Below are 21929 nucleotides of genomic sequence, written 5' to 3'. Positions count from 1 at the left end.
ACTCACTAGAAAGGTGCCCGTCATGACCCCGGTTACAGCCCTTGGCGCCCTCGCGGCGCTCTCCATCGCCATCTTCCTGATCCTGAAGAAGGTGCCACCCGCTTACGGCATGATCGTCGGCGCCCTGGCCGGCGGCCTGATCGGCGGTGCCGATCTGACCCAGACCGTCGCCCTGATGATCGGCGGGGCCCAGGGGATCACCACGGCGGTGATGCGGATCCTGGCGGCGGGCGTACTGGCCGGCGTGCTGATCGAATCGGGCGCCGCCACCACCATCGCCGAGACCATCGTCAAGAAGCTGGGCGAAACCCGCGCCCTGCTGGCGCTGGCGCTGGCCACCCTGATCCTGACCGCGGTCGGCGTGTTCGTGGACGTGGCCGTCATCACGGTCGCCCCCATTGCGCTGGCCATCGCCCGCCGTGCCGATCTCTCCAAGGCGGCCATCCTGCTGGCGATGATCGGTGGTGGCAAGGCGGGCAACGTCATGTCGCCCAACCCCAACGCCATCGCGGCGGCGGACGCCTTCCACCTGCCCCTCACCTCTGTGATGGCGGCCGGCATCATCCCGGGCCTGTTCGGTCTGGTGATGGCCTACTGGCTGGCCAAGCGCCTCAACAACAAGGGCTGCAAGGTCGCCGCCGACGAGGTGGTGAGCTTCGATGGCAGCAAGCTGCCGGGCTTTGCCGCCGCCATCAGTGCGCCGCTGGTGGCCATCCTGCTGCTGGCCCTGCGCCCCATCGCCGGCATAGTGGTGGACCCGCTCATCGCACTGCCTCTCGGTGGCCTGGTCGGTGCCCTGATGATGGGCAAGTTCGGCAAGGTGAACCAGTTTGCCGTCTCGGGCCTAGCCCGCATGGCGCCGGTGGCCATCATGCTGCTGGGTACCGGTACCCTGGCGGGCATCATCGCCAACTCCGGTCTCAAGGATGTGCTGATCAGCGGCCTGACCGCCTCCGGCCTGCCCTCCTACCTGCTGGCCCCCATTTCCGGTGCCCTGATGTCCCTGGCGACCGCCTCGACCACCGCCGGTACCGTGGTAGCCTCCAACGTGTTCAGCTCCACCCTGCTCGAGCTTGGCATCAGCAGCCTGGCGGGGGCCGCCATGATCCACGCCGGTGCCACCGTGTTCGACCACATGCCCCACGGCTCCTTCTTCCATGCCACCGGCGGCAGCGTCCACATGGGCGTGGGTGAGCGGCTCAAGCTCATCCCCTACGAAACCGCGGTCGGTCTGACCATCGCCGTTGTCTCCACCCTGATGTTTGGCGTGTTTGGCCTCGCCTAAGGAATTGATATGAAAATTGTTATCGCCCCCGATTCATTCAAGGAGAGCCTCAGCGCCATGGCGGTGGCCGATGCCATCGAGGCCGGTTTCAAGCAGGTGTTGCCGGATGCCACCTACGTCAAATTGCCGATGGCTGATGGCGGCGAGGGGACGGTGCAGTCCCTGGTGGATGCCACCGGCGGCCGCATTCTGCCCTTCCATGTGACCGCCCCCCTCGGCAACAAGGTAGAGGGCTTCGTCGGTCTGCTGGGGGATGGCGAGCGCGCCGTCATCGAGATGGCGGCGGCCTCCGGCCTGCATCTGGTGGCGCCTGAGCTGCGCAATCCACTGCACACCTCGAGCAGCGGCACCGGTGAGCTGATCCTGGCGGCCCTCGACATGGGGGTGAAGCATCTGATCCTCGGCATCGGCGGCAGCGCCACCAATGACGGCGGTGCCGGCATGATCCAGGCGCTTGGCGGCAAGCTGCTCAAACGCGACGGTACTCCCATCGCGCCGGGCGGCGCCGGTCTGGCCGAGCTGGCCACCATCGATCTGAGCGGGCTGGATTCGCGCCTTGCCAAGATCACCATCGAAGTGGCCTGCGATGTGGACAACCCGCTGTGCGGGCCGAAAGGGGCCTCCGCCGTGTTCGGTCCGCAGAAGGGGGCGACCCCCGAGATGGTGGCGCAGCTGGACGCCAACCTGGCCCACTACGCGGATTGCATCGAGCAGGCCCTCGGCAAGCAGGTGAAGGAGATCCCGGGGGCGGGCGCCGCCGGCGGCATGGGGGCGGCCCTGGTGGGCCTGCTCGGCGCCGAGCTCAAGCCCGGCATCCAGATCGTCATCGAGGCGTTGAAGTTGGCCGAGGCGGTGGCCGACGCGGATCTGGTCATCACCGGCGAGGGGCGCATCGACAGCCAGACCATTCATGGCAAGACGCCAATCGGTGTCGCACGCTGTGCCAAGCAGTTCGGCAAGCCGGTGATCGGTATCGCGGGTTGTCTGACCGACGACTGCGGCGTGGTGCACGAGCACGGGCTGGATGCGGTGTTTGCCGTGGTCAACCGCGCCATGTCCCTGCCGGAGGCGCTGGCCACCGCCACCACCAACCTGCAGCTCACGGCCCGCAACGTGGCGGCGCTCTATCTGCTGCGACCCTGACCCTCTTCTGGCCGGTGCCTGGCGCCGGCCAACCCCGCCCCGTGTCGCGGTGACGACCCACTCAACTGTGGGTCAGCCCGAAACACCTTGCCGATCCGTCGATCGGCTTTTTTCATTATCCCGCTGTATCCCCAGTGCTTTTCTGCGGTTTCTGTATTCTGGCCGCCGACTTTGCGGCATAGTGATCCCCCATAGTACAAGGAGCCACCCATGATCTTGCTGACCCTGGGGGTACTGCTGTTTACCCTGACTCACCTCTACCCCTGCTTCGCGCCCGACCACAGGATCCGGCTGCGCGAGCGGTTGGGGGAGCATCGCTACAAGGGACTCTTCTCGCTGGTGCTGTTTATCGGCATCGCCTGCATCATTGCCGGCTGGCGCACCTCCAGCCCCTTGCCGCTCTATTTTCTGCCCGCCTGGGGCCCGACCCTGATGATGGCGGTGATGCCCATCGCCCTGATCCTGTTCTGCTCCGGTCAGGGCCCCAACCACCTGCGGCGCTGGCTGGTGCATCCCCAGCTGCTCGGCACCCTGCTCTGGGCCGGTGCCCATCTGGCGGTCAACAGCGAGGCTCGCTCCCTGGTGCTGTTTGGCGGCATCGGCCTGTGGGCGCTGGTGAGCATCGTCTGGATTTCGGTGCGGGACTGGCAGCGCCATCCCCGTCCGGCGGCCAACTGGTATGGCACCGGGCTCAGCGTGGGGGCCGGGCTGGCGCTCACCGCCCTGCTGATCTTCTGGGGACACGGCATGCTCACCGGCATCCCCCTCTATTGAGCCGGTGAACCGGCCGGCGTGTTCGCGCGTATGTCACTCATCTGCCTGACAGGAGTCACTCGATGAAAAGGATTGTCTTGTTGCTGACGCTGGCATCCGGCATGGCCGGCGCCGCCTGCCCCGACTACTTCAACGTGGAGATGCGGGAGCTCAACAGCACCCAGCGCCACAACCTCTGCCAGCTGACCGAGGGCAAGGTGGTGCTGGTGGTCAACACCGCCTCTTATTGTGGCTACAGCGGCCAGTTTCGGGATCTGGAGCGGCTCTATCAGGGCTACAAGGAGCAGGGACTGGTGGTGCTGGGCTTCCCCTCCAACGACTTCAGACAGGAGGCGGGCAACGAGAACAAGACCGCCGAGGTGTGCCGGCGCGACTACGGGGTCACCTTCCCCATGTTCAACCGGGTGGCGGTGCGGGGCTCGGATGCGGTACCCCTGTTCAAGGGGCTGGCGGCGGCAGCCGATGGCGATGCCCCCGACTGGAACTTCCACAAATACCTGGTGGGGCGCGACGGCAAACTCATCGGCAGCTACGGTGCCAACCAGAATCCGGCGGACGATCCCCTGCAAAAAGAGGTCAAACGGGCGCTCGGCCTTTAGCGCTACCCCGCGGTGGGCCGCTCTGGAATAATGGGGGCCCGCTCTTCTCTCTGGTAATCCCGTGCTGCAACGTCTGCCCCAAATGGTGATCTTCGATGCCCTGGTCCGTGAACAGGGGATCTCTGCCGCCGCCCGGCGGCTCGGCGTCTCCAAATCCCACATCAGCAAGCAGCTGGCCCAGCTGGAGACCGAACTCGGCGCCCAGCTGGTGCAGCGCACCACCCGCCGCTTCTCCCTCACCGAACTCGGCCAGGAGTATGCCCGCCACTGCCGTGCCCTGGTAGCGGTGGCGCTGGAGGCGGACTCCATGGTGGCGGAGCGGCGCGGTAAGGTGAGTGGCGTGCTCCATCTGGGGGTCGGTCAATCTTTCGGCCGGCTGCACGTGATCCCGCGCCTCAAGGCGTTTCAGGATCGCTACCCCGAGCTGGAGCTGGAAGTCTCCCTGTTCGATCACCGCACCAATCTGGTGGATGAGGGGCTGGATCTCTGGATCACCACCTACGAGGACAAACCCGAGGCCCTGGTGGGGCAGCGGCTGGCGGACATCGGCTTCGTGCTGGTGGCCTCGCCGGACTATCTCTTGAGCCACGGCACCCCGCTGCACCCCAGAGACCTGGCTCAGCACAACTGCATCACCTACCAGAGCCGGGAGCGGCGCTACCACGAGTGGTCGTTTCGCCAGGGCAAGGAGCGCCAGACGGTGCAGGTGGCCGGCAACTACCGGGTGGATCTGGCGGAGGCGGTGCGCGACGCCGCCCTGGCCGGGCTCGGCATCGCCTACGTGGCCAACTACCTGCTAGACAAGGAGCTGCAGTCCGGCCAGCTGATCCCGCTGTTGCCCCAGTGGCGACCAAACCAGAAGATGGCGGTACACGCCGTCTATGCCAGGCGCGAGCACCTGGATCCCAAGATCCGGCTGTTCATCGATTTCCTCAAGGAGGGTTTCGGCCCCCATCCCTACTGGGAACAGCGGCTGGCCCCCTGGCTCGGCGGCAAATTGTCCGGTACAGAGGAATAATCGTTTCCATATAAGAACACTGGCTTTCGCTTGATACCAAAATCGAGCCAAATCAGCCAGTTGCCGCAACCGGTATCGTGAAAACGTTTTTGCTAACAGGGCTGTAACCAATTGGACTTGCAGTGGCGAGGCTGGGAGAGCAGAATCCGCGCCCATCTTTCGCCCCACCTGATGGAGTCCCTATGATTGCCCTGCTCGGCATCCTGAGCATCCTGGCCCTGGCCACGCTCTGCTCTGATAATCGTCGTCGTATCCCGTTGCGAACAGTGGGCCTGGCCCTCTGCCTGCAGATCCTCTTCGCCGGCCTGGTACTCTGGCTGCCCGCCGGTCAGCACGTGCTGAACGGGGTGAGCGAGAGCGTGAGCAGCGTGATCGGTTACGGTCAGGAGGGGATCGCCTTCCTGTTCGGCGATCTGGCCAAGTTCAAGCTGGGCTTCATCTTTGCCTTCAACGTGCTGCCGGTCATCATCTTCTTCTCCGCGGTGATCGCCATCCTCTACCACATCGGCCTGATGCCGAAAGTGATCGCCCTGCTTGGCGGCGGCCTGCAGAAGCTGCTGGGCACCGGCCGCGCCGAGAGCCTCTCCGCCACCGCCAACATCTTCGTCGGCATGGTAGAGGCGCCGCTGGTGGTCAAACCCTATCTCTCCAAGATGTCCGACTCCCAGTTCTTCGCGGTGATGAGCTGCGGCCTCGCCTCCGTGGCGGGAGGTACCCTGGTGGGTTACGCCAGCATCGGGGTCGAGCTGAAATACCTGATCGCGGCGGCCTTCATGTCGGCGCCGGCCGGTCTGGCCATGGCCAAGATCCTGGTGCCGCCTGCCGCCGAAGAAGAGGACCATCATCAGGACGTGGTGATCCCGCGTGCTACCAACGTGATTGAAGCGGCCGCCGATGGCGCCATGTCCGGTCTCAACATCGCGGTCGCCGTGGGGGCCACCCTGCTGGCCTTCGTTGGCGTGATCGCCATGCTCAACGGCCTGCTGGGCTGGGCCGGCGACCTGGTGGGGCTGGAGCTGAGCTTCCAGATCATCCTGGGCTGGCTGTTCGCTCCCATCTCCTGGCTGATCGGCATCCCCTGGGAGCAGGCTCAGGCCGCCGGCGCCCTGATCGGCACCAAGATAGTGGTGAACGAGTTCGTTGCCTTCATCGCCCTGGTGCAGGACCAGACCCTGAGCGAATCGAGCAAGGCCATCGTCACCTTCGCCCTGTGCGGTTTCGCCAACATCTCCTCCATGGCGATCCTGATCGGCGGCCTGGGCGCCATGGTGCCGGAGCGCAAATCCTTCATCGCCCGCTACGGCATGCGCGCCATCCTGGCGGGGGTGCTGGCGAACCTGATGAGCGCCTCGCTGGCCGGCCTGTTCCTCGCCCTCTGATTGACCCCAGAAGTTAGCACCTTCCGGTCAGAGCCCGCTTCGGCGGGCTTTTTTGCGCCCGTCTGCCGGCAAAAAAAAGCGCCTCAGGGAGGCGCGGGGGAAAAAGACAGATTGGAAGCGTCACATGGGTGCCACTTGAATGAGGGATGAGCCATGCCATCCAAGTGTGAAGCCATGATGCCTGAGGCTGTCTGAAGCCCTTCTGAGGCGATTCTTCATGCTATGTTCATTTTGCTAAACGCAATGCGGGCTGGCTGGTCAGTGGCTCAGGGGGTCAGCACAAAGTGATCGGCGGTCTGTTGCTCCAGTGCCAGCAGCCAGCGTTTGATAGGGATGCCGCCGGCATAACCGGTCAGCTCGCCGCTGCGGCCGATCACCCGGTGGCAGGGCACTATGATGCTGAGCGGGTTGCGGCCGTTGGCGGCACCCACCGCCCGCACCGCCTTGGGATTGCCGATGGCCTGGGCTATCTCGAGATAGCTGACTGTCTCACCGTAGGGAATGTCGCCCAGGGCGCGCCATACCGATTGCTGAAAAGGGGTGCCCCGGGCGGCGAGCGGCAGATCGAAGCGGCGCAGGCGACCGGCGAAGTAGGCAGCGAACTGCTTGACGAAAGGGGCGAGCGCCAAGTCGTCCCGCTGCCACTGGTCGGTCGGGGTCACCGGTTGCTCGCCTCGCATGAACTCCACGTAACGCAGCCCGTCCCGATCGATGGCGATGAGCAGGGGGCCATGGGCGTTGTCGCAAAAACTGTATTGCATGTTGTCATCCTCGGGTGTCGGGCCTAGTCCACGACCGGTTTGCCGCGGGTCGATTTGATCTCCCCCTTGCGCTTCTTGGCATCGACCCGCTTGCGCTGGGAGCTGCGGGTCGGCTTGGTGGCATGGCGCGCCTTGGGGCGCCAGGCTGCTTTTTTCAGCAGCTCCACCAGGCGGTTCATCGCCTCCTTGCGGTTCATGTCCTGACTGCGATGGGTCTCGACCCGGATCAGAATGAAGCCGTCGTGAACCCGGCTGTCGCTCAGCTTGTCGAGCCCCTCCTTGTAGAGCGGGGTGAGGCTGGGGGAGCTGCGGTAATCGAAGCGCAACCAGACGGCGGAGTCGGTCTTGTTGACGTGCTGGCCGCCGTTGCCCTGTGCCCGCATGGTCTGGAATTGCAGCTCATGCCAGGGCAGGGTGACGCTGTTGGAGATGACTAACATACTGCTGTGCTCTTGTTTGGTGCAGCGGCGCAGGCTGGTTCAGCTTGGTGCCTCATAATGGGGCGAGCTGCGCTCCCTTGGTGATGTCGGGAGAGTCCTGCTCCAGACGTAAATGCTATCTTTTTGAAATTAAACAATAAAAAGACTTGGCACAAGAATTGATTCCCCATTCATGACATACCATGGATTGGGAGCAACCAGATGAAGCTGATTACTGCGATTATCAAACCCTTCAAGTTGGATGACGTGCGCGAGGCCGTCGCCATCCTGGGGGTCGAGGGTCTGACCGTGTCCGAGGTCAAAGGGTTTGGCCGCCAGAAGGGGCACACCGAATTATACCGGGGAGCCGAGTATCAGGTCGACTTCCTGCCCAAGGTCAAGCTGGAGATCGCCACCGCCGATGACAACGTCGAAGGGGTGATCGAGGCGATCTGCAAGGCCGCCTACACCGGCAAGATAGGTGACGGCAAGATCTTCGTCTACGACCTGCTGCAGGCCGTGCGCATTCGGACCGGCGAGAACGACGACGAGGCGCTCTGACGGCCCTGACGGGGCTGGTGGTCGATGGGGTGTCGCTGATTGACTCCATGGTGGGGCTGGATAGGATTCTATCCGGCCCCTTTGTTTGAACGACGTTTAAATATGTGATCCCGCAACGTCAGGATTTCTTGATCCCGCTGTCGAGCTCAATGCAAAATGCAAACAGCAATGGTTCTCACTCGATATAGCAACTCAAGGAATGGATGATGAAAATGAAGATGTTGGCACTGGCTTTCTCTGCGTTGGCGGCTCAGTCGGCGTTTGCCGCAGGGGAAGTGAATGTCTACTCCAACCGCCAGGATGAGCTGATCAAGCCCATCATCCAGCAGTTCGAGAAAGAGTCTGGCATCAAGGTCAACGTGGTGTTCGCCAAAGAGGGTCTGAACGAGCGTCTGGAGCGGGAAGGCAAGCTCTCCCCGGCGGATCTGATGCTGACCGTCGACATCAGCCGGCTGACCGATCTGGTGGACAAGGGGCTGGTGCAGCCGGTGGACAGCAAGATCCTGCAGGAGAACATCCCCGCCATCTATCGCGATCCGGACAATCGCTGGTTCGCCCTGACCACCCGGGTGCGCGCCATCTATTCCAGCAAGGAGCGCCTCGGCAAGCTGGACACCATCAGCTACGAAGATCTGGCCAAGCCTGAATTCAAAGGAAAAATCTGCACCCGCAGCGGCAAGCATGAGTACAATGTGGCGCTGGTCTCCTCCATGATCGCTCATCACGGCATGGCGGATGCAAAAACCTGGCTGGAAGGGGTCAAGGCCAACCTGGCGCGCAAGCCGCAGGGCAACGACCGGGATCAGGTCAAGGCGATCAAGGATGGTATCTGTGACGTGTCGCTCGGCAACAGCTACTACCTGGGCGCCATGCTGAAGGATCCGGCGCAGAAGTCCTGGGCCGATGCCGTCTACATCAACTTCCCGAACCAGGGGGATCGCGGTGCCCACGTCAACGTGAGCGGCGTGGCCATGACCAAGTATGCCAAGAACAAGGCCGAGGCCCAGAAGCTGATGGAGTTTCTGGCCGGCGACACCGCCCAGCACATGTATGCTGACGTGAATGCCGAGTATCCGGTCAAGGCCGGCGTCGAGCCTTCCGCCATGGTCAAGTCCTGGGGCAGTTTCAAGTCTGACCCCATGCCGGTCAGCGATTACGCCAAGCACCGCAAGGACGCCTTGCAACTGCTGGATGAAGTGAAATTCGACTTGTAATCAGATGGGGCCAACGGCCCCATCAACCTCTGTGGACACATGAAAAATTTTGGATGGATTACCGGCAGCTGGGCCACCGCCCTGCTGCTGGCTTTGCCGGTGCTTGCCCTGGTCTTCTCCGCCTTCTCGGCTGACGGAGATCTGTTTCGCCATCTCGCCGATACGGTGCTTCCCGCTTATCTTGGCAATACCCTGGGGCTGGTTATCGGGGTGGTGCTGCTCAGTCTGCTGTTCGGCGTGCCCACCGCCTGGCTGGTGGCCATGTGTCAGGTGCCGGGGCGCCGTGCCCTGCAGTGGGCCTTGATGCTGCCCATGGCCATGCCCTCCTACATAGTGGCTTATGTCTACACGGATCTGCTCGACTACTCGGGCCCGTTGCAGGCGGGGCTACGCACCCTGTTTGACTGGCAATCCCCCGCCGATTACTGGTTTCCGGGCATCCGCTCCCTCGGCGGCGCCGCCTGGGTGCTGGCGCTGGTGCTGTTTCCCTACGTTTATCTGCTGACCCGCGCCTCCTTTCTGGAGCAGTCGGTCAGCCTCATTCACTCCAGCCGTCTGCTGGGCTGCACCCCCTGGCAGAGTTTTCGCCGCCTCAGCCTGCCGCTGGCGCGCCCGGCCATCATGGTGGCCGTCTCCCTAGTAGCGATGGAGACCCTGGCCGACTTTGCCACCGTCCACTTCTTTGCCATCAACACCCTGACCACGGCGGTCTACGACACTTGGCTCGGCTACGGCAGTTTGGCCACCGCCGCCAAGCTCTCCTGCCTGATGCTGCTGGCGGTAGTGCTGCTGATCGCGATGGAGCGTCGCTCCCGCCAGCGCCAGCAGGTGTTCCAGAAGTCGATGGGTCACGAACAGCCGTTGCGCTACCCGCTCAAGGGGGCGCGACGCTGGTTGGCTGCGCTCTGGTGCTGGGGGCTGGTGCTGGCCGGCTTCGGCCTGCCATTCGTCATCCTGCTGGATTATGGGGTGCGTTATTTCGAACTCTCCTGGACGCCGGAGTTTGTCCGCTTCGCCGGCAACAGTCTGCTCATCTCGGCGCTGACTGCCCTGCTTGCCATGGGGATCGCCCTGTTGCTCGGTTTCTTCCGTCGCCTCGACGGTGGAGTCAAAAGCCTGCTGCCCCTTCGCATCGCCGCCATGGGTTACGCCATGCCGGGTACCGTGCTCGCCATCGGGGTGCTGGTGCCGCTCACCGCTCTCGACTTTGCCATCAACGATCTGGCCGAGTGGCTGGGGCGTCAGGGGCCTGGGCTGCTGCTGACCGGTACCCTCACCGCCATCGTGTTCGGCTATCTGGTGCGCTTCGTGGCCATCGCCATCGGCTCGGTGGAGAGCAGCATGGGCAAGATCTCCCCCAGCCTCGACATGGCGGCCCGCTCCCTGGGGCAGGGAGATGGCGCCATGCTGCGGCGGGTGCACCTGCCGCTGGTACAGCGCGGCCTGTTTGCCGGTGCCATGCTGGTGTTCATCGAATCCATGAAGGAGCTGCCCGCAGCCCTGCTGCTGCGGCCGTTCAACTTCGATACCCTGGCGACCCACGTCTACCAGTTCGTGTCGGACGAGATGCTGGAGCGCGGCGCGCTTGGTGCCATCGTCATCGTGCTGGTGGGGCTGTTGCCGCTGATCTGGGTCAACCGCAACCTGGATGGGGCGGGGCACTGAGCCCGCCAACCTTGAAATGTTGTCCGGCCGCCGGTCGGTTTGGTTCAAAAGAATATGAGGAAGTCAGCCTTGTCCTGTTTGCAGGTTGAAAATGTCAGTTGCCGTTACAACGGCCGCAATGTGCTGGAACAGCTCTCCCTGACGGTGGCTGACAACGAGATTGTCTGCCTGCTGGGGGCGAGTGGCTGCGGCAAGACCACGCTGCTCAAGGCCATCGCCGGCCTGTTGCCGCTGGCGGAGGGCACGATTCGCCTCGGCGATACCCTGCTCGACGGGCCGGGTGCCAGCGTGCCGCCCGAGGAGCGCAACATCGGCATGATCTTTCAGGATTACGCCCTCTTCCCCCACCTGACGGTGGCGGACAACGTCGGTTTCGGTCTGACCCGGCTCGATCGCCGTGTCCGCCAGCAACAGGTGGACGAGGCGCTGGCGTTGGTCAATCTGCAGGGGCTGGGGGATCGCTATCCGCACCAGCTATCCGGTGGCCAGCAACAGCGGGTGGCCATCGCCCGGGCGCTGGTGTGCAAGCCGAGATTGATGCTGCTGGACGAGCCCTTCTCCAACATCGACACCCAGGTACGGATGAAGTTGATCCTCGAGATCCGCGCCCTGCTCAAGCAGCAGGGGATCGGCGCCATCTTCGTCAGCCACAGCAAGGAGGAGGCCTTTGCCTTTGCCGATCGGCTGGCGCTGTTTCGTGCGGGTCACATCGAGCAGGTGGGCCAGCCGGAACAGCTCTATCGCCGCCCCCAGAACCGCTTCGTGGCGGAGTTTCTCGGCGGGGTCAACTACCTGGCAGCCGAGGTGGTGGACAGCCACTGCGTGCGCACGGCGCTCGGGGTCATCTGTGGCAGCGAGCCTCACGGCCGGGCAGTGGGTGAGCTGCTGCAACTGATGCTCAGGCCCCAGCAGCTGTTGCTGGAGAGCGCCGCGGATGGCGAGCTCAAGGTGGTGGAGCAGCAGTTCCTCGGCCACCACTGCCGGGTGCTGTTCGAGAGCGGCGAGCTGCGGCTGGAGGCGAGCATCGGCGAGCCGCTGGAGGGGGCGCGGGCGCGGGTCAGGGTGCCCCCTCACGCGCTGGTGTTGTTTGACCCTTTACCCTGAACGCGTGATATCGTTGTGAAATCAATGAACTGGAACCGCGCTGGTTTATAATCGCGCAACGCTATCCGCCCATATCGCCAATGCCTGTTCAGGGGAGAGATATATGAAAGCCCAAGCCGGGATCTGTGCCGAGCCCAATCTGCACGCCCTCTATCTGATGTTCAACCGCACCGGTGACGCCGCCGAACTGGTGGCCCGTCTGGCCAGGTTGCCGGCCCTGTGGGAGGCGGTGGCCGCCGATTTCCCCGCTGCCGGCTTCAGCGGTCTGGTGGCCGTCGGCGCCGACGCCTGGGATGGCCTCTATCCCGCCGCCCGTCCGCCCCAGTTCCGTGGCTTTATGGCGCAATCCGCCAACGGCCAGGAGGCCCCCAACACCCCGTTCGATCTGTTCGTGCAGCTGCGCGCCGATCGGGTGGATGTGCTGCACCACGCCGGTCAGCGCGTCATGGCCCTGCTGGCCGGGCTGGTGGAGCTGGCGGAAGAGGTGCGCGGTTTTCGCAACCTCGACTGCCGCGACCTGACCGGTTTCGTCGACGGCACCGAGAACCCGCAAGATGAGCACCGCGCCGAAGTGGCGCTGCTGGCCGATGGCGAGTTTGCCGGCGGCTCCTACATCCACGTGCAGCGCTGGGTCCACGCCATGAGCGACTGGGAGAAGCTGGCGCAAAAAGAGCAGGAAGACATCATAGGTCGCACCAAGGTCGACAACATCGAGTACGAGTCGGCCGACAAGCCGCTGACCGCCCACATCAAGCGGGTCAACCTCAAGACCCCGAAGGGGGAGTCCATGGAGATCCTGCGCCAGAGCATGCCCTGGGGCACCATGACCGAGCAGGGGCTCTACTTCATCTCCTGCTGTCGCACTCCGCTGCACTTCAACGCTATGCTGGCCAGCATGTACAAGGGGGAGGGCAGTCACTTCGATCACCTGCTGCGCTTCACCAGTGCGGTGACCGGCGCGGCCTTCTTCGCCCCCTCAGAAGATTTTCTGATAGGGCAGGGCAAATAAGCTCGACCCGCAGATAACAAAAATCCCGGCCTTGGCCGGGATTTTGCGTTTTGGTGCAACCGCCACGGGGCGGTTGCCGCCCTTACGGCGTCTGTTCGAACAGCTCGAGGGCGGAGAGATAGAGCTCCTCGATGTCGGTGTCGCTGGTCGGGGTGATGAAGATGGTGTCGTCACCGGCGATGGTGCCGAGGATCCCTTCGGCCTTGCCGAGGGAGTCGAGCAGGCGGGCGATCAGCTGGGCCGCACCCGGGCTGGTATGGATCACCACCAGAGCGCCGTTGTGGTCGACATCCAGCACCAGATTCTTGAGCGGGCTGGAGGTGGTGGGCACGCCCAGTTCCACCGGCAGGCAGTAAACCATTTCCATCTTGGCATTGCGGGTGCGAACGGCGCCGAAGCGGCTCAGCATGCGCGATACCTTGGACTGGTTGATGTTTTCGAAGCCCATCTCTTGCAGGGCAGTCACTATCTCTGCCTGGGAGCCAAATCGTTCTTCTTTCAGCAAGGCTTTAAAGGCCTTGGCCAGTTTTTCTTGCTTGTCGTTATGCTTCATCTTGGACTCACGAATGAGGAGGTTTGGCTGCCTGTCACGCTCAGGCGGCAGATATGAACAGCGTGCCCATTTTGCATTCATATGCCTATTTTTGCAAGGAAGCGGCGCTTGTTCTGCATATTGATTCAAATATAGCTTGCATCCACCCATGCCAGCGTTAGAATCAGGACGAAATTTTGAAAACTTATTCAATTGGGCTGTATGGGTATTGAATTAATCGGTATCGAAAAATCCTGGCACAAGGTGCCGGTACTGCAACAGGTCAGCTTTCGGACCGCACCCGGTGAAACCCTGGTGCTGCTGGGTCCGAGCGGTGCCGGCAAGAGTTCTCTGCTGCGCATGATGAACCTGCTGGACACCCCGGATGCCGGTGTCCTGCGCATCGGTGAAAGTGAATTTTCTTTCCCCTCCAGCCTCTCCACCGCCGAGTTCAACCGCCAGACCCAGGCGCTGCGCCGCAAGGTGGGCATGGTGTTCCAGCAGTACAACCTGTGGCCCCATCTCACCGTGATGGAGAACCTCATCGAGGCGCCGGTCAAGCTGCTTGGCATGAGCAAGGCGGCGGCCATGGAGAAGGGGGGCTATCTGCTGGCCCAGCTGCAACTGGCCGACAAGCGCGACGCCTGGCCGGCGCGTCTCTCCGGTGGTCAGCAGCAGCGGGTGGCCATCGCCCGTACCCTGATGATGGACCCCCAGGTGCTGCTGTTTGACGAGCCGACCGCGGCCCTCGACCCCGAGATCACCAAGGAAGTGGCGGAGATCATCCGCAACCTGGGCCAGACCGGCATCACCCAGGTGGTGGTGACCCACGAGGTAGAGTTCGCTCGCAAGGTGGCCAGCCAGGTGATCTATCTGGAGAAGGGGCGGATCATCGAAGCGGGCTCCGCCGCCATTTTCCAAGCCCCGCAAACCAGCCGGTTTGCCGAATTCTTGATGCATTGATATTCAAATCGATAAGGAAGCTGTCATGAAAAAGAGTCTGTTGCTGATCGCGGCCATGGGCCTGCTGAGCACCCAGGTGCTGGCAAAAGAGATCAAGTTCGCCACCGAGGCCACCTACGCACCGTTCGAATACCTGGACGACAAGAACGAGTTCCAGGGGTTTGATATCGACCTGGCCCGCGCCATATGTGAACAGGCCAAGCTGGAGTGCAGCTTCCACAACCAGGCTTTTGACAGCCTGATCCCCAGCCTGAAATTCCGTCGCTACGACGCCGCCATCGCCGCCATGGACGTGACCCCGGAGCGGGCCGCCCAGGTCGACTTCTCCGACATCTATTACCAGAACTCCGCCGTGTTCGTGACCAAGAAGGGTGACTTCAAGGGGCCGGAAGATCTGGTGGACAAGACTGTTGGCGTGCAGAACGGCAGCTCCCACCAGTCCTATCTGGTGGACAACTGGGTGAGCAAGGGGCTGCTGACCGTGCCCTATGCCAGCTACCAGAGCGCCTTCCTCGACATGATGAACGGCCGCACCGACGGCGTGTTTGCCGATACCGCGGTCGCCGCCGACTGGCTCAAGCAGCACAAGGAGTACAGCGTGATCGGCGCACCTGTGACCGACGCCAAGTACTTCGGTACCGGTTTTGGCATCGCGGTGGCCAAGGGCAATCAGGAACTGCTGACCCAGCTGAACAAGGGGCTGGCCGACATCAAGGCCAACGGCACCTATCAGAAGATCTACGACAAATATTTCGCGCACTAAGCCATGTTGAGCCTGTTGTTGGATGCAGCTTGGATGACCCTCGGGCTGGCCCTGGCCTCCCTGGTCGGGGGCATGGTGCTGGCGCTGGCGTTTAGCGCCGCCGAGCTGAGCAAGCAGCGGTGGCTGGTGTGGCCGGTAGCCACCCTCACCACGCTTATTCGCGGGTTGCCCGAGCTGCTGGTGGTGCTGTTCATCTACTTCGGCTCGACCCAGGTGCTGTTCCTCATCACTGGCGAGTACGTGGAGTTCAGCCCGTTCGCCTGCGGCGTGCTGGCGCTCTCCCTGCTGTTCGCCAGCTACGCCACCCAGACCCTGCGGGCCGCCCTCAATGCGGTGCCCGCCGGGCAGCGGCTGGCGGCGCTGGCGCTGGGCCTTGGCAAGCGCCACATCTTCTTTCGCATCGTGCTGCCCCAGGCCTGGCGGCACGCCCTGCCGGGACTCGGCAACCAGTGGCTGGTGCTGCTCAAGGACACTGCACTGGTGTCGCTTATCGGGGTGAACGAGATGATGCGCCAGGCCCAGATGGCCTCGGCCAGTACCTATCAACCCTTCACCTGGTATGCCGCGGCGGCCCTCATCTACCTGGCCATCAGCCTGGTGAGTGAGTTCGGCTTGAAGCAGGCAGCCCGCTATACCCGCCGTTACGGAGGCTGATCATGCAGGATTACCTGATGACCCTGCTGGGTGGCCTGGCGATTACTCTGCAACTGACCGCCGGCAGTCTGCTGCTGGGCGTGCTGATGGCGGCAGCCATGACCTGGGTGCTGGAGCGCCGCATCCCGGTGGCGACCCAGCTGGTGCAGCTGTGGGTGCTGGTCTTCACCGGCACGCCGCTGCTGATCCAGATCTTCCTCATCTACTACGGGCCGGGCCAGTTTGCCTGGCTCAAAGAGGGGCCGCTCTGGCCGTTGCTCAAGCAGCCCTGGTTCTGCGCCGTGCTGGCGCTCGGCTTCAACACCGCCGCCTACTCCACCCGCTTGTTCAAGGGGGCGCTCGATGCCATCCCGGCCGGTGAGGTAGAGGCCTGCCGCGCGCTCGGCTTCTCCGCCGGCCAAACTCTGTGGATGAAGGTGCGTCACGCCGCCCGGCGACTGGTACCCGCCTACTCCAACGAGGTGATCCTGGTGCTCAAGGGGAGTTCGCTCGCCAGTACCATCACCATCATGGATGTGATGGGGCTGGCCCAGCGCCTCAATGCCCAGACCTATGACACCCTGGCGGTGTTCACCGTGGCCGGTGCCCTCTACCTGACCATGAACGGATTGTTAACAATTGGTTTTCGTTGGTGTGAACGCAGGGCGTTGGCCTTCCAGGGCTGAAGTCGGCAGATCTACCTATTAATGGTGAGGGGAAGTGCAGGAAATCTGTGCTTCCCCTCCAATTTTTTGCATTTTCCCCCATTTTTATTCGCCGCCTGTTTATTGGCTCACAGAACCTGTGATTACAACTGTTATCAGATTGTTTTTTAGGGGGGGATCCTTTAAGGTTGGGCGCACAACAAGAAACAACCTTAAACCTACGCTTAAACATGGAGTTGATCATGAAAGTTGCCGTTCTGGGTGCCGCCGGTGGCATCGGCCAAGCCCTCGCTCTGCTGTTGAAAAACCGTCTGCCTGCTGGTTCCGAATTGAGCCTGTATGACATCGCTCCGGTGACCCCGGGCGTGGCGGTCGATCTGAGCCATATCCCGACTGACGTGAAAGTAAAAGGTTTCTGCGGTGAAGACCCGAGCCCGGCTCTGGTCGGCGCCGATGTCGTGCTGATCTCCGCCGGCGTGGCGCGCAAGCCCGGCATGGATCGTTCCGACCTGTTCAACATCAACGCCGGCATCGTCAAGAATCTGGTGGAAAAGTGCGCCGCCTCCTGCCCGAAAGCGCTGATCGGCATCATCACCAACCCGGTCAACACCACGGTCGCCATCGCCGCCGAAGTGCTGAAGAAAGCCGGTGTCTATGACAAGCGTCGCCTGTTCGGCGTCACCACCCTGGACGTGATCCGTGCCGAGACCTTCGTGGCCGAGGCCAAGGGTCTGAACGTCGACAAGGTGCGCGTCAACGTGATCGGTGGCCACAGTGGCGTGACCATTCTGCCGCTGCTCTCCCAGATTGAAGGTGCCAGCTTCACCGCCGACGAAGTGGCCGCCATGACCAAGCGTATCCAGAACGCCGGTACCGAAGTGGTGGAAGCCAAGGCCGGTGGCGGTTCCGCCACTCTCTCCATGGGCCAGGCTGCCTGCCGTTTCGGTCTGTCGCTGATCAAGGGTCTGCAGGGTGAAGCCAACGTCATCGAGTGCGCCTACGTGGAAGGCGACGGCAAGCACGCCACCTTCTTCGCGCAGCCCATCCTGCTTGGCAAGAACGGCGTCGAAACCGTGCTGGACTACGGCAAGCTGAGCGCCTTCGAACAAGAGGCGATGGATGGCATGCTGGCCACCCTGAAAGCCGATATCCAGCTGGGTGTCGACTTCGTCAAGTAAGGCGTCCGGATGGACAGCAAGGGGAGCTTCGGCTCCCCTTTGTCGTTATGGGCAGGTGGTGCCGGACTAAGGGGATGTCGCCGGCTGCCGATAACAGGGTGCTGCAGGAGATCCTTATGATGAAACCCATTACCCTTGTCGGCCTGCTCTGTTTGCTGACGCCCCCATTGCTGACGGGCCAGGCGCAGGGGGCCGAGCCTTCCACCTCTGCCGCCACCGCGACGAGCGGGGCCACGCCGGCGGCCAGTGCGCCGGCGCAGCCGGAGGTTGCCGCCCCGTCCTCTGCTGAGGCTCCCGCACCGGCGGCCGTGCAAACTACGGCAACGCCATCCGCCAACCCCTCTGCACCGGTTGCGGCAACGAGTACAACACCCGCCGCTGCGCCAGCGGCAGCCCCCATTCCCGCGCCTGTCGCTGCAGAGGGCGACCGTTCGCCGAACAATCGTCCCATGACCAGCACCCCGGCCAGCGGCCTGACCGTGGACAGCGGCGCGCTGCAGGCGGTGCCGCTCTATCGCCAGGACGAGCTGCTCAACTGGATTGAGCAGGGCCGCCACCTGCAGCAGGTCAAGCAGGACAGGTGCCAGCTCACCCAGGATATCGAGGTGCGGGCCGAGGTGATGAAGATCCCCTCTTATCAGTTTCTGTGGGGGGACATGCTGGCCTGGGGGGTCTGCATCAAGCCCAATGCGGAGCTGGGGGTGAAATTCATGTGGGATGCGGCCAATCAAGGGCTGGCGCCGGCGCTGGAGCAACTGGGTCGCTACTACTGGAAGGGCACCCTGGTGCAAAAGGACCTGCTCAAGGCCGAGACCCTGATGCGGGAGGCCGCCAGCCTGGGCTTCCAGCGGGCGCAGATCGAGTGGGTGGAGATGCTGTTGCAGGGCATGGGAAGCCCACTGGACTACGAGGAGGCGTATCACTGGCTGCACGGCGCCGTCATCGGTGACAAGGCCACCCACCAGAAGGCGGCGAGCCTGCTCAGCCGGCTCGGCAATCGCATGCCCGCCAACGCCATCGCCCGTGCCAAGGCGATGCACTGATCCCAAAAAATGACCCACGGATCTGCATCCGTGGGCCGGGAGGGGCCAGCCGCCGTGCCGTGACAGGCTGGCCCCTCATCAAGTTATAGTGATCCGCCCGCCTTACAGATCTTGGTGGGGACCAAAAACTTCGTAATGGAGCTGGCCGGCCGGAATACCCGACGCGATCAGCTGCTGCTTGACGGCCTGCATGAAGCCAAGAGGGCCACAGAAGTAGTAGTGGGCCTGCGGCGTGATGCGCTCCTGCACGGCACTCAGATCCATGGTGCCGGCATGATGGTACTCTTCGCCCTGCACGTCACTGGCCTGCGGCTCCCGATACCAGACCCGGCTCAACAGGTTGGCGTGCTGGCGGGATTTTTGCTGAATATCCTCCCTGAAGGCATGCACGGCACCCTGTTCGCAGGCGTGCAGCCAGGTGATGTCGGCCTGATGGCTGCTCGTCAGCAGCTGGTTGAGCATGCTCATCATCGGCGTGACACCCACACCGGCCGAGAGCAGTACTACCGGGGTATGGCCATCGGCTTTCAGGTAGAAATCGCCGGTGGGCGGCATCAGCTCCACTTGATCGCCCTCCTGCAGATGATCGTGCAGCAGGTTGGAGACCTGGCCGTGCGGCTCGCGCTTGACGCTGATGCGGTAGTGCTGGCCATTGGGGGCATCGGAGAGGGAGTACTGGCGGATCTCCTGATACTCGAGCTCGGGATGGACCAGCTTGATGCTGAGGTACTGGCCCGGTTTGAAGTCCAGCACCGGCTTGCCATCCACCGGCGCCAGCAGGAAGGAGGTGATGAGCTCGCTCTCGACCCGCTTCTCCTTGATCAGGAAGGGGCGGGGGCCTTGCCAGCCACCGATCTCGTTCGCCTTCTCCTGATAAATCTCGCTCTCGCGGCCGATGAAGATGCTGGCGAGCACGCCGTAAGCCTTGCCCCAGGCATCCAGCACCTCGTCGGTGACCGCACTTCCACCCAATTCTTTGAGCGTGGCCAAGAGATGACTACCTACAATGTGATATTGTTCTGGCTGGATCAGGAAACCCGTGTGCTTGTGGGCGATGCGTTCCACGGCACCGGCCAGTGCCCCCAGGTTGTCGATGTTCTTGGCGTAGGCCGCCACCGCATTGAACAGCGCCAGCGGCTGACCGCCGCTGCGCTGGTGCGCCAGGTTGAAAATGTCCTTCAGCTCCGGGTTATGGCTGAACATGCGCTGGTAGAAGTGCTGGGTGAGCGCGGGGCCCGCTGATTCGAGCAAAGGGATGGTGCTTTTGATGACGGCGATGGTGGCTTGGTCTAACATAGGGGTTCCTTGCTAATTGAACATCTAGAATGTCACTTAATAAGCTGCATCCTAGATGTTTATTTGATCTGAATCAATAATCAATTTCCGCGTGATGCGACACAGGCACTATGAGACTAACTAGCTATACCGATTTTGGATTGAGAGCCCTGCTCTATCTGGCGACCCTGCCGGAGGGCGAATTGTCTAGCGTGGCCAAGGTCTCCGCCTTGTATGACGTCTCCCGCAACCACATGGTGAAGGTGGTGAACCAGCTGGTGAAACTGGGTTACCTGCAGTCCCAGCGCGGCAAGAATGGCGGCATTCGCATGGCCTGCGCGCCGGAGAGCATCAACATCGGCCAGGTGATCCGGGCGCTGGAAGGGAACCTGGACGGCATCGACTGCAACTCGCCGGCTTGCCACATCGTCTCTGTCTGTCTGCTGAAGAGTGCCCTGAAAGAGGCGATGAATGCGTTTCTGGCGGTGATGGACAGCTACACGCTGCAGGATCTGCTGGCCAATCGCGACGAGCTGCAGCAGGTCTTCGGCGAGTTGATCCCGACCCTGGTGCTGGAGCCTGGCGACGAAGATGAGTGAGCCGATCGCCGGCCAATGACGCAATAGAAAAAGGCTGCCATCGGCAGCCTTTTTTCAATCTTCCAGTCCCGACTCGTTTCGGTACAACGCCGGCATGATCCGCGCCATCTTCACCATGTTGTTCTCCACTTCCAGGATCTCGATGGGGTAGCCGGCCAGCCGCAGGCTGATGTTGGGTTGGGGGATCTCCTCCAGATATTCGAGGATGACGCCGTTAAGGGTACGGGGCCCGTCGATGGGCAGCTGCCAGTTCATCTCCTTGTTGAGCTCGCGGATGCTGGCCGAGCCCTCCACCAGGAAGGAGCCATCCGGCTGGGGATGGATCTCGTCGCTGGGCGCCGGGGTCATGGAGGTGGTGAAGTCGCCCACTATCTCTTCCAGGATGTCGTCCAGGGTGATCAGCCCCTGAATGTCGCCATACTCGTCGACGATGAGGCCGATCCGCTCCTTGTTGCGCTGGAACTTGGCTAGTTGCACGTTGAGGGGCGTCCCTTCCGGAATGAAGTAAATTTCGTCCACTTCCCGCAGCAGGCTCGACTTGTTGAACTGATCCTTGGCCATCAGGCGCAGCGCGTCGCGGGCGTGCAGAAAACCCACCACGTCGTCGATGTTGTCGCGATAGAGCAGGATCTTGGTGTGGGCGCAGTGGGCCAGCTGACGCAGTATGGTCTTCCAGTCATCGTTGATGTCGATGGCGTAGATCTCGCTGCGCGGCACCATGATGTGTTCCACCGTCATCTTGTCCAGATCCAGGATGCTGAGCAGCATCTCCTGATGGCGCTGGGGGATCAGACTGCCCGCCTCGTTGACGATGGTGCGCAGCTCCTCGGTATTGAGGGAGTCATCCTTGTTCGGATTGATCTTCAGCAGCTTGAGCAGACCGCTGGTGATGCCATTGATCATCCAGACGAAGGGGGCAAGCGGCACCATCAGCCCCTTGAGCACCCAAGATGCTGGATAGGCGACTTTCTCCGGGAACATGGCCGCCAGGGTCTTGGGAGTCACTTCACCAAACACCAGCACGATCAGGGTCAGGCCGAAAGTGGCGATGGCCACCCCCAGATCCCCGAATAGACGAATACAGACGATGGTGGCGATGGCTGACGCCAGGATGTTGACCAGGTTGTTGCCGATCAGGATCAGCCCCAGCAGGCGGTCGGGCCGGGAGAGCAGTTTCTCCACCCGACGGGCAGCCTTGTGCTTGGTCTGGGCCAGATGCCGCAGCTTGTAACGGTTGAGCGACATCATGCCGGTTTCAGAACTTGAGAAGAAGGCAGACATGAGGATCAAGATAACGAGAACAATCAGCAATGTACTCGTTGAGATACTGTCCAAGAAGGGCTCCTG

23 protein-coding genes are annotated in these 21929 nt (G+C 62.6%); 18 read left to right on the top strand and 5 right to left on the bottom strand.

Annotated features, from left to right (window positions below; translation table 11 throughout):
- Positions 1-22 precede the first annotated feature (22 nt).
- From PG897_RS11145 to PG897_RS11120, 6 genes are all read left to right on the top strand, one after another.
- Complete coding sequence (locus PG897_RS11145; protein WP_201881971.1) at positions 23-1285, top strand: GntP family permease; 1263 nt, start codon at positions 23-25, stop codon at positions 1283-1285.
- A 9-nt stretch (positions 1286-1294) separates the two neighbouring features.
- Complete coding sequence (locus PG897_RS11140) at positions 1295-2428, top strand: glycerate kinase (protein WP_139396731.1); 1134 nt, start codon at positions 1295-1297, stop codon at positions 2426-2428.
- Between the two features lie 210 nt (positions 2429-2638).
- Positions 2639-3202 (top strand): NnrU family protein, encoded by a 564-nt coding sequence (locus PG897_RS11135; protein WP_010635161.1) that lies wholly within the window; start codon positions 2639-2641, stop codon positions 3200-3202.
- Positions 3203-3264: 62 nt separating this feature from the next.
- Positions 3265-3801, top strand: a complete 537-nt coding sequence (locus PG897_RS11130; protein WP_139431186.1) for a glutathione peroxidase — start codon at positions 3265-3267, stop codon at positions 3799-3801.
- Positions 3802-3883: 82 nt separating this feature from the next.
- Positions 3884-4819 (top strand): LysR family transcriptional regulator, encoded by a 936-nt coding sequence (locus PG897_RS11125; RefSeq protein ID WP_043169442.1) that lies wholly within the window; start codon positions 3884-3886, stop codon positions 4817-4819.
- Between the two features lie 182 nt (positions 4820-5001).
- The gene (locus PG897_RS11120) at positions 5002-6198 is read left to right on the top strand and encodes a NupC/NupG family nucleoside CNT transporter (protein ID WP_201881972.1); all 1197 of its coding nucleotides are present in this window, start codon (positions 5002-5004) and stop codon (positions 6196-6198) included.
- A gap of 266 nt (positions 6199-6464) precedes the next feature.
- Here the strand turns inward: PG897_RS11120 and PG897_RS11115 are convergent, their stop codons facing one another.
- The gene (locus PG897_RS11115) at positions 6465-6959 is read right to left on the bottom strand and encodes a methylated-DNA--[protein]-cysteine S-methyltransferase (RefSeq protein ID WP_270828998.1); all 495 of its coding nucleotides are present in this window, start codon (positions 6957-6959) and stop codon (positions 6465-6467) included.
- 23 nt (positions 6960-6982) lie between these two features.
- Positions 6983-7399 (bottom strand): alternative ribosome rescue aminoacyl-tRNA hydrolase ArfB, encoded by a 417-nt coding sequence (gene arfB / locus PG897_RS11110; protein ID WP_005308653.1) that lies wholly within the window; start codon positions 7397-7399, stop codon positions 6983-6985.
- Positions 7400-7600: 201 nt separating this feature from the next.
- Here arfB and glnK point away from each other — a divergent pair, with 201 nt between their 5' ends.
- The 5 genes from glnK to PG897_RS11085 all read left to right on the top strand — a co-directional run bounded on the left by glnK (position 7601) and on the right by PG897_RS11085 (position 12931).
- Entirely contained in the window at positions 7601-7939 is a 339-nt protein-coding gene (gene glnK, locus PG897_RS11105) for a P-II family nitrogen regulator (RefSeq protein WP_005308655.1), read from the top strand.
- Between the two features lie 206 nt (positions 7940-8145).
- The gene (locus PG897_RS11100; RefSeq protein WP_201881974.1) at positions 8146-9153 is read left to right on the top strand and encodes a Fe(3+) ABC transporter substrate-binding protein; all 1008 of its coding nucleotides are present in this window, start codon (positions 8146-8148) and stop codon (positions 9151-9153) included.
- A gap of 39 nt (positions 9154-9192) precedes the next feature.
- Positions 9193-10818: an ABC transporter permease gene (locus tag PG897_RS11095; protein ID WP_201881975.1), complete on the top strand. Its 1626-nt coding sequence runs from the start codon at positions 9193-9195 to the stop codon at positions 10816-10818.
- 69 nt (positions 10819-10887) lie between these two features.
- A complete protein-coding gene (locus PG897_RS11090) occupies positions 10888-11922 on the top strand; it encodes an ABC transporter ATP-binding protein (protein ID WP_201881976.1) in 1035 nt (344 codons plus the stop codon).
- A gap of 103 nt (positions 11923-12025) precedes the next feature.
- Complete coding sequence (locus tag PG897_RS11085; protein WP_201881977.1) at positions 12026-12931, top strand: Dyp-type peroxidase; 906 nt, start codon at positions 12026-12028, stop codon at positions 12929-12931.
- Between the two features lie 82 nt (positions 12932-13013).
- Here the strand turns inward: PG897_RS11085 and argR are convergent, their stop codons facing one another.
- Positions 13014-13484 carry a transcriptional regulator ArgR gene (gene argR, locus PG897_RS11080; RefSeq protein WP_005308670.1) on the bottom strand — a complete coding sequence of 157 codons (471 nt, stop codon included), beginning with the start codon at positions 13482-13484 and terminating at the stop codon, positions 13014-13016.
- A 201-nt stretch (positions 13485-13685) separates the two neighbouring features.
- Here argR and PG897_RS11075 point away from each other — a divergent pair, with 201 nt between their 5' ends.
- The 6 genes from PG897_RS11075 to PG897_RS11050 all read left to right on the top strand — a co-directional run bounded on the left by PG897_RS11075 (position 13686) and on the right by PG897_RS11050 (position 18708).
- Positions 13686-14426, top strand: a complete 741-nt coding sequence (locus PG897_RS11075; RefSeq protein WP_005308671.1) for an ATP-binding cassette domain-containing protein — start codon at positions 13686-13688, stop codon at positions 14424-14426.
- 25 nt (positions 14427-14451) lie between these two features.
- Complete coding sequence (locus PG897_RS11070) at positions 14452-15189, top strand: transporter substrate-binding domain-containing protein (RefSeq protein ID WP_010635152.1); 738 nt, start codon at positions 14452-14454, stop codon at positions 15187-15189.
- A 3-nt stretch (positions 15190-15192) separates the two neighbouring features.
- Positions 15193-15843 (top strand): arginine ABC transporter permease ArtQ, encoded by a 651-nt coding sequence (gene artQ, locus PG897_RS11065; protein ID WP_017765288.1) that lies wholly within the window; start codon positions 15193-15195, stop codon positions 15841-15843.
- A 2-nt stretch (positions 15844-15845) separates the two neighbouring features.
- A complete protein-coding gene (gene artM, locus PG897_RS11060) occupies positions 15846-16508 on the top strand; it encodes an arginine ABC transporter permease ArtM (protein WP_017780274.1) in 663 nt (220 codons plus the stop codon).
- Between the two features lie 221 nt (positions 16509-16729).
- Positions 16730-17665 (top strand): malate dehydrogenase, encoded by a 936-nt coding sequence (gene mdh, locus PG897_RS11055; protein ID WP_005308680.1) that lies wholly within the window; start codon positions 16730-16732, stop codon positions 17663-17665.
- A gap of 449 nt (positions 17666-18114) precedes the next feature.
- Entirely contained in the window at positions 18115-18708 is a 594-nt protein-coding gene (locus PG897_RS11050; RefSeq protein ID WP_010635149.1) for a tetratricopeptide repeat protein, read from the top strand.
- 102 nt (positions 18709-18810) lie between these two features.
- Here the strand turns inward: PG897_RS11050 and hmpA are convergent, their stop codons facing one another.
- Positions 18811-20004 (bottom strand): NO-inducible flavohemoprotein, encoded by a 1194-nt coding sequence (gene hmpA, locus PG897_RS11045; protein WP_201881978.1) that lies wholly within the window; start codon positions 20002-20004, stop codon positions 18811-18813.
- A gap of 110 nt (positions 20005-20114) precedes the next feature.
- On the opposite strand from hmpA, the gene PG897_RS11040 reads away from it, so the two are divergent.
- Positions 20115-20582, top strand: coding sequence for an Rrf2 family transcriptional regulator (locus tag PG897_RS11040; protein WP_005308686.1), 468 nt, complete (start codon positions 20115-20117; stop codon positions 20580-20582).
- Between the two features lie 54 nt (positions 20583-20636).
- Here PG897_RS11040 and PG897_RS11035 read toward each other — a convergent pair whose 3' ends face one another.
- The gene (locus tag PG897_RS11035; protein ID WP_005308688.1) at positions 20637-21917 is read right to left on the bottom strand and encodes an HlyC/CorC family transporter; all 1281 of its coding nucleotides are present in this window, start codon (positions 21915-21917) and stop codon (positions 20637-20639) included.
- Between the last annotated feature and the right edge of the window lie 12 nt (positions 21918-21929).

Source organism: Aeromonas sp. QDB20 (assembly GCF_027707805.1).
Taxonomy (GTDB): Bacteria; Pseudomonadota; Gammaproteobacteria; order Enterobacterales; family Aeromonadaceae; genus Aeromonas; species Aeromonas dhakensis.
The sequence above is the reverse complement of the archived record's forward strand: the minus strand, read 5'-3'. Positions and strand labels throughout refer to the sequence as shown.

What these genes read in the sequence shown, in the direction of transcription:
- PG897_RS11135 (WP_010635161.1), top strand. Translation starts at nt 2,639, where the DNA reads ATGATCTTGCTGACCCTGGGGGTACTGCTGTTTACCCTGACTCACCTC.
- artQ (WP_017765288.1), top strand. Translation starts at nt 15,193, where the DNA reads ATGTTGAGCCTGTTGTTGGATGCAGCTTGGATGACCCTCGGGCTGGCC.
- PG897_RS11095 (WP_201881975.1), top strand. Translation starts at nt 9,193, where the DNA reads ATGAAAAATTTTGGATGGATTACCGGCAGCTGGGCCACCGCCCTGCTG.
- PG897_RS11130 (WP_139431186.1), top strand. Translation starts at nt 3,265, where the DNA reads ATGAAAAGGATTGTCTTGTTGCTGACGCTGGCATCCGGCATGGCCGGC.
- PG897_RS11145 (WP_201881971.1), top strand. Translation starts at nt 23, where the DNA reads ATGACCCCGGTTACAGCCCTTGGCGCCCTCGCGGCGCTCTCCATCGCC.
- PG897_RS11100 (WP_201881974.1), top strand. Translation starts at nt 8,146, where the DNA reads ATGAAAATGAAGATGTTGGCACTGGCTTTCTCTGCGTTGGCGGCTCAG.
- PG897_RS11120 (WP_201881972.1), top strand. Translation starts at nt 5,002, where the DNA reads ATGATTGCCCTGCTCGGCATCCTGAGCATCCTGGCCCTGGCCACGCTC.
- glnK (WP_005308655.1), top strand. Translation starts at nt 7,601, where the DNA reads ATGAAGCTGATTACTGCGATTATCAAACCCTTCAAGTTGGATGACGTG.
- PG897_RS11115 (WP_270828998.1), bottom strand. Translation starts at nt 6,959, where the DNA reads ATGCAATACAGTTTTTGCGACAACGCCCATGGCCCCCTGCTCATCGCC.
- PG897_RS11040 (WP_005308686.1), top strand. Translation starts at nt 20,115, where the DNA reads ATGAGACTAACTAGCTATACCGATTTTGGATTGAGAGCCCTGCTCTAT.
- PG897_RS11070 (WP_010635152.1), top strand. Translation starts at nt 14,452, where the DNA reads ATGAAAAAGAGTCTGTTGCTGATCGCGGCCATGGGCCTGCTGAGCACC.
- PG897_RS11075 (WP_005308671.1), top strand. Translation starts at nt 13,686, where the DNA reads ATGGGTATTGAATTAATCGGTATCGAAAAATCCTGGCACAAGGTGCCG.
- PG897_RS11125 (WP_043169442.1), top strand. Translation starts at nt 3,884, where the DNA reads ATGGTGATCTTCGATGCCCTGGTCCGTGAACAGGGGATCTCTGCCGCC.
- PG897_RS11050 (WP_010635149.1), top strand. Translation starts at nt 18,115, where the DNA reads ATGACCAGCACCCCGGCCAGCGGCCTGACCGTGGACAGCGGCGCGCTG.
- artM (WP_017780274.1), top strand. Translation starts at nt 15,846, where the DNA reads ATGCAGGATTACCTGATGACCCTGCTGGGTGGCCTGGCGATTACTCTG.
- mdh (WP_005308680.1), top strand. Translation starts at nt 16,730, where the DNA reads ATGAAAGTTGCCGTTCTGGGTGCCGCCGGTGGCATCGGCCAAGCCCTC.
- arfB (WP_005308653.1), bottom strand. Translation starts at nt 7,399, where the DNA reads ATGTTAGTCATCTCCAACAGCGTCACCCTGCCCTGGCATGAGCTGCAA.
- hmpA (WP_201881978.1), bottom strand. Translation starts at nt 20,004, where the DNA reads ATGTTAGACCAAGCCACCATCGCCGTCATCAAAAGCACCATCCCTTTG.
- PG897_RS11140 (WP_139396731.1), top strand. Translation starts at nt 1,295, where the DNA reads ATGAAAATTGTTATCGCCCCCGATTCATTCAAGGAGAGCCTCAGCGCC.
- argR (WP_005308670.1), bottom strand. Translation starts at nt 13,484, where the DNA reads ATGAAGCATAACGACAAGCAAGAAAAACTGGCCAAGGCCTTTAAAGCC.
- PG897_RS11085 (WP_201881977.1), top strand. Translation starts at nt 12,026, where the DNA reads ATGAAAGCCCAAGCCGGGATCTGTGCCGAGCCCAATCTGCACGCCCTC.